Source organism: Rhodococcus sp. NPDC058532, assembly GCF_042719255.1.
Taxonomy (GTDB): Bacteria; Actinomycetota; Actinomycetes; order Mycobacteriales; family Mycobacteriaceae; genus Rhodococcus_G.
In genome coordinates, this window is sequence record NZ_JBHXNU010000009.1 from 29,645 (window position 1) to 44,551 (window position 14,907).

Genomic DNA, 14,907 nt, shown 5'->3' on the forward strand with positions numbered 1-14,907 from the left:
TCACTGCCCCGCGCGCAGGATCCCGTCCAGCACCGGACCGATCTGGGCCAGCGCCTTCGGCGTCGTCATCCCGTTGTGGTCCGAGTCCACATCATGCGTGACCACCGACCCGACCACGTCGGCCCACTGCGCGGCGCCGTCCAGGTGGCCGAGCTCGCCGCGGCGGGCGGCGAAGAAGTCGACCCGGCCGTCGTAGCGCTGCGGCCGGTACGCCCCAACGAGGTCCCCGGTCCGGCCAGCGCTGGCGAGGATCCGCTCGAGATCCGCCACCGACAGCGACGTCGGGAAGCCCGGAACCGCCGCAAGCAGCTCCAGCAGCCGTTCCGAGGTCAGCGACGCCAGGTCGGGGCCGAGGTCGATGCCGAACCCGAGCCCGGCAACCACCTCGCCCATGTTGTCGGCTGCCGCGACGGACCCGACCTCGACCAGGTCGCGGAAGCTGTCGAGCATGACGACCGACTCGACCCGCTCCCCCGCCGCCCGCAGCTGCACGGCCATCGCGTGCGCGACGACACCACCGAACGACCAGCCGAGCAGGTGGTACGGGCCTTCCGGCTGCACCTCCCGGATCTGCTCGATGTACAGCGCCGCGATCTCCTCGATCGTGTCCGGCAGCGCGCCGCCGGACAGCGCGGGCGACTGGATGCCGTACACCGGACGGTCGGCGGACAGGTGCTGCGCGAGCCCGCCGTACGACCAGGACAGGCCGACGAACGGGTGCACGCAGAACAGCGGCGGCTGGGTGCCCGCGCTGCGCAGCGGCAGCATCACCTGCAGCGCGGCCTCGCCCTCGCTGACGCCGCGGTGGGCGGCGTCGACGCGGGCGGCGATCCGCCGCGGTGTCGGGTCGGTGAACATCCACTGCAGCGGCACCCGCACCTCGGTGCGGTCGCCGATCAGCGCGACCAGCCGGGTCGCGAGCAGCGAGTGGCCACCGAGGTCGAAGAACCCGTCGTCGATGCCGATGCCGTCGGCGCCGAGGACCTCCTCGAATGCGTCGACGACGATCTGTTCGACCGGGGTTTCCGGTGCCACGTACGGCGCCCGCTCCGCGAACTGCGGCTCGGGCAGGGCGCGGCGGTCGATCTTGCCGGCCCCGGTCAGCGGGATCTCGTCGATCGGGACGATCGCCGCCGGAACCATGTACGCGGGCAGGGTCTCCCCGACGAACAAGGCCAGCGTCGCCGGGTCGACCACGCCGCCCGGTGCGGGCAGCACGTACGCGGCGAGCGCGGTCGCGCCGCCCGGTCCGGGAACGCCGATCACGTGGGCGAATTCGACGCTCGGATGCGCGGCCAGCGCCGACTCGATCTCGCCGAGCTCGATCCGGAAGCCGCGGACCTTCACCTGGAAGTCGGAGCGGCCGAGGTAGTCGATGATCCACTCCCCGTCCGCGTCCCGGATCCACTGCGCGACGTCGCCGGTGCGGTACATCCGCTCGCCGGGCTCCCCGAACGGGTTCGCGACGAACCGCTCCGCGGTCAGCCCGGTGCGGCGGTGATAGCCGCGGGCCAGCGACTGCCCGAACACGTACAGCTCGCCGGGGACGCCCGCGGGCACCGGCCGCAGCCGCCGATCCAGGATCACCGCGCCAACCCCGGCGAGCAGGCCACCGATGGTGACGTGTTCGCCCGGCCGCAGCGCGCCGGTCGCGGTGACCCAGATGGTGGTCTCCGTCGGCCCGTACGCGTTGACGAACCGGCGGCCCGGCGCCCACCGGGCGACGAGATCCGCGGGGCACGCCTCGCCACCGACCGCGACGACCCGCAGTTCGTCGAGCCCGTCGGGGTCGACGGACGCCAGCGAGCCGGGCGTCATGAAGGTGTGCGTGACGTGCTGCTTGCGCATCAGGTCCGCCAGGTCCGCGCCGCCGAACACGGTCGCGGGCGCGATGACCATCGTCGCGGCCGCCCCGAACGTCATCAGGTATTCGAGGACGGACGCGTCGAAGCTCGGCGAGATCACGTGCAGCACCCGGTCACCCGCCGCAATCCGGAAGTGCGCGCGCGCCTCTTCCGCGGTGGTGAACAGGTCCCGGTGGGTGACCACAACGCCCTTCGGCAGGCCGGTGGAGCCGGAGGTGTAGATCATGTAGGCCGCCGACCCGGGCCGCACCGGGTGGGTGCGGTCGGCGTCGGTGATGGCCGCCGACGGCAGCTCCGCGAGTTCCGCGGCGACGGCCGGGTCGTCGAGGACGATCCACGGCACCCCGGCGCGCGGGCCGTCCCGGTGCGCGGCGAGGGTCACCCCGAGCACGGCACCGGAGTCGGTGAGCATGTGCTCGATCCGGTCCGGCGGGTAGCTCGGGTCGATCGGCAGGAACGCCGCACCCGTCTTCGCCGCCGCCCAGATCGCGGTCACCGATTCGATGGACCGGGACACCGCGATCGCGACGACGCTCTCGGTGCTGGCACCGGCGGCGAGCAGCTTCCTGGCCAACCGGTTGGACCGCTCGTCGAGCTCCCGGTAGGTCAGGCACTCGTCACCCTCGATCAGGGCGAGCCCCGCCGGATCCACCGCGACGGCCGCGGCGAGCAGGTCCGGCAGGCCGCGGACGCCGGGCGCCTGCGGGCCGCGGGCGGGCACCAGTTCGGCGCGCTGCGCCGGGTCGAGCAGGCTGGTCGCCCCCAGCGCGGCGTGCGGGGTCCGCGCGAACGCCTCGACCGCGCGGGTGACGAACCCGAGGATCTCGCCAGCCCGGTCCTGGTCGACGACGCCGTCGAGGAACTTCAGCCGCAGCGCGAGCGTGCCACTGAACTCGGCGACCAGCGCGAGCGGGTAGTGCACCGAGTCGCTGCCGGTCATGCCCGCGACGGTCATGCCGTCGATGTCGCCGCCGCCGGTCCCGGCCTCGACCGGGTACGACTCGAACACCGCGAGGGTGTCGAACACGGTGCCCTGGCCCGCGGCCGCCTGGATCTCCGGCATCCCGACGTAGTGGTGATCGAGCAGGTCGGCCTGCTCGCCCTGCACCCGGGTCAGCAGGTCGGTGATCGTCTCGGCCGAGTCGAGCCGCACCCGCACCGGCAGCGTGTTGATGAACAGGCCGATCATCTCTTCGATGCCGTCGATCTGCGGCGGGCGGCCGGAGACGGTGGCACCGAACGTGATGTCGTCACGCCCGGTCAGGGTGGCGACGACCAGCGCCCACGCCGCCTGCACGACGGTGTTCATCGTGAACCCGTGCTCACGGCCCAGCGCCACCAACGCGTCGGACACGTCACCGTCGAGGTGCGCGGCCAGCTCGTGCGAGTCGCCGAGCTCGTCGCCCGCATCACCGATCACGATCGTCGGCTCGTCGCTGCCCTCGAACGCGGTCCGCCACGCCTGCAGCGAATGTCCACGGTCCTGCCGGGACAGCCAGGACAGGAAGTCCCGGTACCGGCGGGGCTGCGGCAGGTGCGTGACGTCGCCGTGGGTGGCGTACAGGGTCAGCAGTTCCCGCAGCAGCAACGGCGTGGACCAGCCGTCGAGCAGGGCGTGATGGTTGAGCAGCATCAGCCGGTACTCGCCGTCGGCGAGGGTGACCAGGGTGAACCGGATCAGCGGCGCCGACAGCAGGTCGAAGCCCTCCTCCCGGTCCGCGTCCAGCAGCGCGGTCAGCGCCGCGTCCCGGTCGGCGACCGGCACCGACGTCAGGTCGACGGTCCGCCACGGCAGGGTGACGGTCCGCTGCACGATCTGCGCGCCGACCCCGCTCTCGTAGCTGAACGCCACCCGCAGGTTCGGGTACCGGTCGAGCAGGGCCTGCCCGGCGGCCCGCATCCGGTCGGCGTCGACGGTGCCGGTCAGCGTCAGCATCATCTGGACCTGGTAGAAGTCCGTGTCGCCGGACGCCAGCTGCGACTGGTACAGCAGCCCCTCCTGCAGCGGCGAGAGGGACCACACGTCGGACAGCTCCGGGTACTGCGCCTCCCAGCGGTCGATCTGCCGCTGGTCGACGGTGACCAGGTCGAAGTCGGACGGGGTGCGGCCGCCCGCGTCGGGACGGTCGGCGTAGCTGGCGAGCGCGGTCAGCGCGGCCACCCACAGGTCGGCGAACCGCTGCACCTCGTCGCGGCCGAGCAGCCCGGTCGCGTACGACCAGGTGGCGACCAGCTTCGCGCCCTCGGTGGAGTTCACCGCGATCGCGTTGATGTCAACGACCGCGGGCAGAGCCATGTCCGCGTTCCTGGTGCCCGCCAGGTTGACCGGCTGCGCCCCGCCGGTCGGCGCGGGCTGCGGCTCGTCGGTCGCGGCGCCGCGCCGACCGAGGTAGTTGAACCCGATCTGCGGCGGCGCGAACCCGCGGAGGGCCTCGGCGGTGTCCGGGTTGAGCCTGCTGAGCAGTCCGTAGCCGATGCCGTGGTCGGGGACCGCGAGCAGCTGCTCCTTGACGGTCTTCACCGCGGCACCGAGGTCGCCCCCGCCCGCGAAGGCGGCGGTCAGGTCCAGCCCGGACAGGTCGAGGCGGACCGGGACCTGGGTGGTGAACCAGCCGACGGTGCGGGACAGGTCCGCGCCGGGCAGCACCTGCTCCTCGCGGCCGTGGCCCTCGAGGTTGACCAGCGCGGTCGGCTCGTCGATGCCCCGCTCGGCGCGCCACGCGACGAGCGCCAGCGCGAGTGCGGTGAGCAGCCCGTCGTTGGCGGTGCCGTGGAACTTGCCGGGCAGCACGGTGAGCACGGTCTCGGCGATCGCGGCGGGAACCTCGACGTGCAGGTCCGCCACGGTGCCGACGACGTCCCGTTCCGGGTCGACCGGCCGGGACCCGAGGTCCGGGTCGGGGCCGTCGAGGATGCCGCGCCACAGGTCGAGTTCGGCGACGCGACGCTCGGAGCGGGCCTCGTCGACGAGGCCGTGCGCCCAGCGCCGCACCGACGTCCCGACCGGGGCGAGGTCGACGGCCTGGCCGTGCGAGAGCTGACCCCACGCGGTGACGAGGTCGCCGCTGATGATCGGCCAGGACACGCCGTCGACGGCGAGGTGGTGCACGACCAGCATCAGCTGGCCGGGCGCGTCCTCGGCGTCGGGCACGAACCAGACGGCCTGCAGCATCACGGCGTCCGCCGGGTCGAGCCGGTCCGCTGCGGCGTCGAGTTCGACGGCGGCGGTGTCCACGAAGTCACCCGAGTAGGCGACGGTGTGGACGAGGTCGCCCGCGTCGATCGCCCCGAATTCGACGACCTCGAACGCGGGGACGCCGTCGGTGACGGTGAGCCTGCCGCGGAGCAGGTCGTGGTGGTCGATCACGGCCTGCACGGCGCCGACCAGGTCGGCGACGACCAGGTCCCGCGGCAGGGTCAGGATCTCGGCCTGCGAGAAGCGGTCGTAGCTGCGGCCGTGCTCGATCATCCACTGCCCGATCGGGGACAGCGGGATCTCGCCGATGCCGCCGCCGGGCAGCTCCTCGAGCACCTCCAGCGCGACGCTGGACGCGGCCGCGGCCAGCGCGGCGACGGTCCGGTGCTCGAACACCAGCTTCGGGGTCAGGACGATGCCCGCCGCCTTGGCCCGCGCGACCAGCTGGATGGACAGGATGCTGTCGCCGCCGAGCGCGAAGAACGAGTCGTCGACACCGACCGAGTCGAGGCCGAGCAGCTGCGCGAACAGCTCGCACAGCACCCGCTCGGTGTCGGTCCGCGGCGCCCGGGACTCGCCGACACGGGACGCGAGATCCGGTGCGGGCAGCGCGGTGCGGTCCAGCTTGCCGCTGCGGTTGAGCGGGAACTCGTCGAGGGTGACGAACACCGCCGGCACCATGTACTCGGGCAGTCGACGCCCGAGCGCGGCGATTAGCGCGGCCTCGTCGACCGCGACGCCGGGCGCGGGCACCACGTAGCCGACCAGCAGCTGCTGCCCTGGGGTGTCCTCGCGCACCAGGACCGCGGCCTGCGCGACCGTGTCCTGCTCGTGCAGCACGGCCTCGATCTCGCCGAGCTCGATCCGCAGGCCGCGCAGCTTCACCTGGAAGTCGGTACGGCCCAGGTAGTCCAGCTCACCCGCGGCGGTCCAGCGGGCCCGGTCGCCGGTCCGGTACATCCGGGTTCCGGTGTCCCCGAACGGGTTCGCGACGAACCGGTCCGCGGTCTGCCCGACCATCGCGCCGTAGCCGCGGCCGACGGCGACGCCGCCGACGTACAGCTCACCGGCGACACCGATCGGGGTGGGCCGCAGCCGGTCGTCGAGGACGTGCAGCTGCACGCCCGGGATCGGGGCACCGATCGGGACGGCGCCGCGCTCCTCGCGCGAGACCTCGTGGAACGACACGACGTCCGACGCCTCGGTCGGGCCGTAGCTGTTGAACACCCGCAGCCCGCCGTCGATCAGCGCGCGCAGCGGCGTGAGCCGCACCGCCTCACCGCCCAGGAACAGCATCCGCAGCCGCGTCAGCGCGCCGTCGGCGTCCGCGTCGACGATCGCCTCGAACGCGGTCGGCGACATGTTCGCCACCGCAACGGGGTTCGCGGCGACGATCCCGAGGATGGTCTCCGGGTCGAACGTCTCCCCCGCCAGGTGCACGGTGGCACCGGAGGTGAGCGCGGCCCACACGTTCTTCTGCGTCAGGTCGAAGCTCGGCGACGACGCGATCAGCACGCCGTCCCCGGCGGCCAGGTCCAGCTCCCTGCGGTACCAGTCGACGGTGTTCGCGATGCCCGCCATCGGCACCAGCGTCGGCTTCGGCCTGCCGGTGGAACCGGAGGTGGAGATCACGTAGCCCAGGCGGGCATCGGCACCCGGCTCGGTCCACGGGTCGGCAGGCACCGTCCCGGCGTCCGACGACGCGTCCACCGCGATCACCGCGGCGTCGGCGAGGGTGCCGCCGAGGCCGGTTGCCGCGATCCATGCGGGCGTCGACACCAGGGCGCGGGCGCCGGTGTCGGTGAGCAGGGCCGCGATCCGGTCCACCGGGTGCGCCGGGTCGACCGGCGCGTACGCCGCGCCAACCTTCCACGCCGCGAGCATGCCGACGATCCAGTCGACGGACCGGCCGAGGGCGAGCGCGACGACGCCGTCCCGACCCGCACCGGCCGAGGCCAGCTGCGCCGCAAGCGCATTCGCGCGCCCGTCCAGGTCACGGTAGGTCACCGGCCCGGCGGCGTCGACGACGGCCACCGCGTCCGGTGCGGCGGTCACCCGCGCGGCGACGAGGCCGAGCAGGGTGTCCGCGCCGACCGCGGGGTCGGCGCCGCGGCCGAACCCGGCGATCGTCGCGCGCTCGTCGGCGCCGAGCAGGTCCACGGCGCCGAGACGGGTCGTCGGGTCCGCCGACACCTGCGCGAGCACCCGCAGGAACCGGTCCGCGAAACCGCGGACGGTGGACGCGTCGAACAGGTCGGTGGCGTAGCTCAGCGACGCCGCGATGTCCGCCGGCGCCCCGTCCTCGCGGTAGGTCTCCTGCAGCCCGAGGGTCAGGTCGAACTTCGCGGGCTCGGGGCCCGCGTCGACCGCGCCGACGGTGAGGCCGGGCAGCTCGAACGTCGCCTGCTCCAGGTTCTGGAACGTGAGCATCACCTGGAAGAGCGGCGAGTGCGACGTCGACCGCTGCGGGTCGAGCACCTCGACGAGCCGCTCGAACGGGATGTCGGTGTTGCCGAACGCCCCGAGGTCGCTCTCCCGGACCGCGGCGAGCAGCTCGGTGAAGGTGATGTCCGGGTCGACCTGCGCCCGCAGCACCAGGGTGCCGACGAACATGCCGACCAGGTCGTCGAGGGCGGCGTCGCCGCGGCCCGCGGACGGGGTGCCGACCGCGATGTCGGTGCTGCCGGACAGGCCGGCGAGCAGCACGGACAGTGCGGCGTGCATGACCATGAACACGCTGGCGCCGCCCGCGCGGGCCACATCGACGAGCGCCCGGTGGGTGTCGGCGTCGATGGTGAACTCGACGGTGTCACCGATGAGGGACTGCACCGGCGGCCGCGGCCGGTCGGTGGGCAGTTCCAGCTGCGTCGGCAGGTCGGCGAGCGCCTCCCGCCAGTGGGCGAGCTGCCGGGCCGCGAGCGACTGCGGGTCGGCCTCGTCGCCGAGGACCTCCCGCTGCCAGATCGCGAAGTCGGCGTACTGCACCGGTAGTTCGGTCCACTGCGGCTCGAGTCCCGCGGTGCGCGACCCGTACGCGACCATCACGTCGCGGGCCAGCGGCGCCATCGACGAACCGTCACCGGCGATGTGGTGGACGACAACGACCAGCACCCGCTCGGTCGGCGAGGTCTCGAACAGCGCGATCCGCAGCGACGGCGCGACGGTGACGTCGAACCCACCGGACGCGAAGCCCACGACCGCCGCGAGCAGGTCCGCCTCGGCGACCGGGCGCGGCGCCAGCACCGGCATCACCTCGTCGGCGGGCAGCACCACCTGGTGCGGTTCCCTGCCGACCGCCGGGTACACGGTCCGCAGCGTCTCGTGCCGCTCGACGACGTCGGCGACGGCGACCGCCAGCGCGGCGACGTCGAGGTCGCCGGACAGCCGCACCGCGAGCGGAATGTTGTAGGCGGCGGAGTCGGTGTCGAACTGGTTGAGGAACCACATCCGCCGCTGCGCGAGCGAGAGCGGAATCCGCTGCGGTCGCGTCGCGGGCACCAGCGCGGGACGCGAGACGCCCTGCGCGCGCACCGAATCCACGTGCGCGGCGAGGGCAGCGACGGTGGGAGCGTCGAACACCTGCCGGACACCGAGGGTGGCACCGAGGACCGCACCGACCCGGGCGGTGACCCGCGTCGCCGACAACGAGTTGCCGCCGAGGTCGAAGAAGCTGTCCGTGGACCCGACGCGGGCGACGCCGAGCACCTCGGCGAACACCCCCGCGACGATCTCCTCGGTCGCGGTCCGCGGCGGCACGTATCCGCCGGTGACGGTGACGATCTCGGGTGCGGGCAGCGCGCGGGTGTCGAGCTTGCCCGCCGGGGTCAGCGGCAGCGCGTCGAGCACCACGATCGCCGACGGCACCATGTACGCGGGCAGCATCGCGCCCGCGTGCGCGGTGAGGTCCTCGGCGCGCACCGCGGTGTTGGCCGCGGCCAGCACGTACGACACCAGGTGGGTGTCGCCGGATTCGCCGACGTGACCGACGGTATGCGCGAAGTCGATGCCCCGGTGCGAGACGAGCGCCGCGTTGATCTCGCCGAGTTCGATGCGGTAGCCACGGATCTTGACCTGGTGGTCGGAGCGGCCCAGGTACTCCAGCTTCGGGTCGGACGGCTGCCCGACCCAGCGCACCACGTCACCGGTCCGGTACATCCGGTCGCCGGGCTCCCCGAACGGGTTGGCCACGAAGCGGTCCGACGTCTGCCCGGCCCGCGCGTGGTAGCCGCGGGCCAGCGCGGCCCCGGCGACGTACAGCTCGCCGGGAACACCGGCGGGCACCGGACGCAGCCTGCCGTCGAGGACGAGGGCGGCGACGCCCCGGTTGGGTCCGCCGATCGTGATCGGCTCGCCGGCGGTCAACGGGCCGTCGATGGTCACGCAGATCGTGGCCTCGGTGGGGCCGTACATGTTGAACATCACCCGGCCGGGTGCCCAGCGGTCGGCCAGTTCAGGCGGGCAGGCGTCGCCGCCGACACCGACCCACTCGAGCCGGTCGAGGCCCTGCTCGTCCACCGAGGCGAGGGCCGCCGGGGTGATGAACATGTGGGTGACCTGCTCGTCCCGCAGCAGCTGCGCGAGCTCGGCGCCGCCGAACACGGTCGGCGGCGCGATCACGAACGTGGCAGCCGACCCGAACACCATCAGGTATTCGAGCACCGACGCGTCGAAGCTCGGGGTGATCACGTGCGCCACCCGCGACGACGGCGTGACCGCGCACCGGTCCCGCATCTCGGCCGCGAAGTTGTCGAGACCGGTGTGGGTGACGGCGACGCCCTTCGGCAGACCCGTCGACCCGGAGGTGTAGATCAGGTACGCCGGGTGCGTGGGGTGCAGCGGCGCGATCCGGTCCGCGTCGGTGATCGGCGTGGACGGCCTGCGGTCCCAGTCGGCGGTGAGGTCCGCGTCGTCGAGGACGAGCCAGTCGATGGAGTCGCCGAACGCGTCGCGGTGCGCGCGCACGGTGATGCCGATCGGGGCGCCGGAATCGCCGAGCATGTGCGCGATCCGGTCGGCCGGGTACTCCGGGTCGACCGGCAGGAAGGCGGCACCGGACTTGGCGACCGCCCACATCGCGGTGACCGATTCGACGGACCGGGACAGGCCGAGGGCGACGAAGCTCTCCGGCCCGACCCCGCGGTCGACGAGGATCCGGGCGAGCCGGGTGGACCGCTCGTCGAGGTCCCGGTAGCTCACCGCGACGTCGCCGGAGACGAGGGCGGTGGCGGCCGGGTCGAGCGCGGCGGCCGCGGCGAGCAGCTCCGGCAGGGTGCGGTCCGCGGCACCGGCGCCGCCGCGGACCGGGGCCAGGGCCGCGGTCTCGGCGGCGTCGAGGATCTCGATGTCCCCGATCGGCGCGGACGGGTCGGCGGCGATCGCGTCGAGGATCCGGCTCATCCGGGCCGCGAATCGCTCCACCGTTGCTGCGTCGAAGATGTCGGTGGCGTAGCCGAACGTGAGGGACATGCCCTCGGCGCGGCCCTGCGCGTCGAGCCGCTCCGCGTACGACAGTTCCAGGTCGAACTTCTCGACGTGGGTGTCGTCGGCGACGCCGCTGACGGTCAGGCCGGGCAGCTCGAACCGCTCCTCGCCGACGTCGTCGGTGGACAGCACCACCTGGAACAGCGGCGAGTGGGAGGTGGAGCGGGCCGGGTCGAGGATGTCGACGAGCCGTTCGAACGGCAGGTCGGCGTGCCCGAACGCGCCGAGGTCGACCTCGCGGGCCTGCTCGAGCAGGGCGGTGAAGTCCTGCGCGGCGTCCACCTCGGTGCGCAGCACCAGGGTGTTGACAAACATGCCGACGAGGTCGTCGAGGGCGCGTTCGCCGCGGCCGGCGATCGGGGTGCCGACCGCGATGTCGGAGGTGCCGGACAGCCGGGCGAGCAGCACCGCGAGCGCGGAGTGCACGACCATGAACAGCGTCGCGCCGCCCGCGGTGGCGATCGCCCGCAGCCGCTCGTGGGTGGCGGCGGCGATCGGGAACTCGACGGTCGCGCCCTGCTGGGTGCGGTCGGCGGGGCGGGGCCGGTCGGTCGGCAGGGCCAGCACCTCGGGCAGGTCGGCGAGGACGCCGGTCCAGTAGCCGACCTGCTCGGCGGCGAGGGAGGCCGGATCGTCCTCGGCTCCGAGGAGGTCGCGCTGCCACAGGGTGTAGTCGGCGTACTGCACCTCGAGCGGCGCCCAGCCGGGCGCCTCGCCCGCGGTGCGGGCCAGGTAGGCGACCATGATGTCGCGGGCCAGCGGCGCCGTCGACGAGCCGTCACCGGAGATGTGGTGCACCACGAACGCGAGGACGTGCTCGTCGGCGGCCACCCGGTACAGGGCGACCCGGACCGGCGGCTGCGCGGTCACGTCGAACGGGGTGAGCGCGAATGCGCTGACCGCGGCGGCGATCTCGTCGGCGGTGACGTCGACCGGGGTCAGGTCGTCGAGCACCTCGTCGACGGCGAGGATCACCTGGTGCGGGCCGTCCGCGGAGTCCGGGAACACGGTGCGGATCGACTCGTGCCGGGCGACGACGTCGCGGACCGCGGCGGCCATCGCCGCCGTGTCGAGCTCGCCGGACAGCCGGACCGCCAACGGGATGTTGTACGCGGCGGAGTCGGTGTCGAACCGGTTGAGGAACCACATCCGCTGCTGCGCCAGCGAGAGCGGGATCCGCTCCGGGCGCGGCCGCGGCGCGAGGGCAGGCCGGGTGCGGCCGGTGCCCGCGCGTTCGACCTGCTGCGCGAGACCGGCGACGGTCGGCGCGTCGAACAGCGCCCGCACCGCGAGGCTGCTGCCGAGGGCGGCGTTGACGCGGGCGATCACCCGGGTCGCGACCAGCGAGTTGCCGCCGAGCTCGAAGAAGCTGTCGGTGGCGCCGACCCGGTCGAGGCCGACGACCTCCGCGAACACCGCGGCGACGATCTCCTCGACGGGCCCGCGGGGCGCGACGTACGCGGCCTGATCCACCTCGATGTGCGGGGCGGGCAAGGCGCGGCGGTCCAGCTTGCCGCTCGCGTTGAGCGGCATCTCGTCGAGGGCGACGAAGGCGGCCGGGACCATGTAACTCGGCAGCCGCTCCGCGAGGAACGCCTTGAGCTCGGCGGCCGCTGCCGCGCCGACGACGTACGCCACCAGCTGGTCGCCGGTGTGCGGGTCGCTGTGCAGCACGACGACGGTCTGTTCGACTGCCGGATGCGCCAGCAGCGCCGACTCGATCTCGCCGAGCTCGATGCGCAGACCACGCAGCTTGACCTGGAAGTCGGTGCGGCCCAGGAACTCCAGCTGGCCGTCGGCATTCCAGCGCACCAGGTCGCCGGTGCGGTACAGCCGGGAGCCGGCAGGAACATCCCCCGTCGCTCCGCTCGTCCTGCCCGCGAACGGGTTCGCGACGAACCGGTCGGCGGTGAGGTCGGGCCGGCCGACGTAGCCGCGGGCCAGCTGGTCGCCGCCGTGGTACAGCTCGCCTGCGACCCCGGCGGGCACCGGCCGGAGCCGGGTGTCGAGGACGTAGGCGGTGGTGTTCCACACGCCACGGCCGATCGGCACGATCCACTCACCCGCGTGCGCCGCGTCGAACGCGGTGGTGGTGATGGCGGCCTCGGTCGGCCCGTACGTGTTCTCCACGACGGTGCCGAGTTCCGCGACCCGGCGGGCGGTCTGCGGGGTCAGCGCCTCGCCACCGGCGAGGACATGGCGCATCGAGTCCGGCATCCCCATCTCGGGGCTGGCGAGCAGCATCTCGAGCAGGGACGGCACGAACTCGGCGATCGTGATGCCCTCGGCGGTCATCACCTCGGTCAGGTACTCGGGGTCGCGGTGCCCGTCGGGGCGCAGCACGACCACCCGACCACCGACCTGCAGCGCCGCGAAGCACTCCCATACCGACACGTCGAACGTGATCGGCGCCTTCTGCATCACCCGGTCCGCGGCGGTCATGCCGAAGTGGGCGTGCATCCACCGGGTCTGGTTCGCGATCGCGGCGTGCGCGACGGCGACGCCCTTCGGCCGTCCGGTCGAGCCGGAGGTGTAGATGACGTACGCCGTGTTCTCCGGGCGCAGCGGGGTGAGCCGCTCGGCGTCGGTGATGGGGGCGGCGTCCACGTGCGCGAGGTCGACGGTGTCGACGTGCAGCACGGTCCGGTCCGCGGGCAGGTCCACCTGGTCCGCGGTGGTGGTCAGCACCAGCGCGGGGTCGGCGGACTCGAGCACGTACGCGGTGCGCTCGGCCGGATGGTCCGGGTCGATCGGCACGTACGCGCCGCCCGCCTTGACGATCGCGTACATGCCGACCATCAGGTGCAGGGACCGGCGCATCGCCAGTCCGACCAGGGTCTCCGGTCCGACGCCCGCGTCAATCAGCGTGCGCGCCAACCGGTTCGCGGCGGCGTCGAACTCAGCGTAGCTGAGCTGCTCGCCCTCGAAGGCGACGGCGACGGCGTCCGGGGTGCGGGCCGCCTGCGCGTCGAACAGCGACACCAGGGTGGCCGGGTCGAGGTCGACGGCGGTGTCGTTCCACGCCGCCAGCACCTGCTCGCGTTCGGCGTCCGCCAGGATCTCCACGTCCCCGACCCGGGCCGCCGGGTCCGCGACGACAGTGTCGAGGATCCGCACGAAGCGGTCCGCGAACCCGGCGATCGTCGACTCGTCGAACAGGTCGGCCGCATAGGTGAAGTACGCGTACATGCCGTCCGCGTCACCGGCCTCGGTGACCGCGTCGCCGAGGGTCAGGTCCAGGTCGAACTGGGTGACCTCGGCGCCCGGGTCGAGGGCGCTGATCGTCAGCCCGGGCAGTTCGAACTCGGCCCGCTGCTGGTTCTGCAGCGACAGCGACACCTGGAACAGCGGGTGGTGCGCGGTCGAGCGGGCCGGGTTGAGGACGTCGACGAGCCGCTCGAACGGCACGTCGGTGTGCCCGAAGGCGCCGAGGTCGGCGTGCCGGACGCGGGCCAGCAGGTCCACGAACGAGTCGTCGCCGTGCACCTGGGCGCGCAGCACGATCGTGTTCACGAACATGCCGACCAGGTCGTCGAGCGCGGCCTCGCCGCGGCCGCCGATCGGGGTGCCGATCGCGATGTCGGACTCGCGGGTCAGCCGCGCGAGCAGCACGCTCAGTGCCGCGTGCAGCACCATGAACGGGGTCGCACCGTTCGCGACGGCCAGTTCGTGCACCGCGCGCCGGGTGTCCTCCCCGATGGCGAACATGTGCCGGCCGCCGCGCATCGACTGCTCCGCCGGGCGGGGCCGGTCGGTGGGCAGGTCCAGCGCGTCCGGCAGGCCAGCGAGCGTGGTGGTCCAATAGTCGATCTGTCCGGCGGCGAGGGACTGCGGGTCGGCCTCGTCACCGAGCAGGGCACGCTGCCAGATCGCGAAGTCGGCGTACTGAACCGGCAGCGGAAGCCACTGCGGTGCATCCCCGTTCGCTCGCGAGGTGTAGGCGAGCATGACGTCGCGGGCGAGCGGCGCCATCGACATGCCGTCGGCACTGATGTGGTGCACCACCATCACCAAGACGTGTTCGGCACTGTCGGGTCGTTCCGCAGGCTCCACTCCTGCGCTTCCGGGTCGTTCCGCAGGCTCCACTCCTGCCCGCTGAACCGCCAGCAGACGGGCCCGCACCGGCGGGGCCGCGGTGACGTCGAAACCGGTGGACAGCAGGCCAGCGACGGTCGGCAGCAGCTCGTCCTGGCCGACCGGGGTCGGCGTCAGGTCGAACTCGACGTCGGCGGCCGGGAGGACCACCTGGCGCGGGCCGTCGACGGAGTCGGGGAACACGGTCCGCAGCGACTCGTGCCGGGCCAGGACGTCCGCGACCGCCGCCGCGAGGGCCGCGGTGTCGAGGTCACCGGACAGCCGGATCGC

1 protein-coding gene (running past one end of the window) is annotated in these 14,907 nt (G+C 73.3%); it reads right to left on the bottom strand.

The window, feature by feature from the left end; translation table 11 throughout:
- Positions 1-14,907, bottom strand: partial view of a non-ribosomal peptide synthase/polyketide synthase gene (locus ACFWQG_RS12805; protein WP_378508000.1) — the final stretch only. The gene runs 28,569 nt beyond the window's last position; the window shows 14,907 of its 43,476 coding nt (coding positions 28,570-43,476); its start codon lies off the right edge, out of view; it ends in the stop codon at positions 1-3.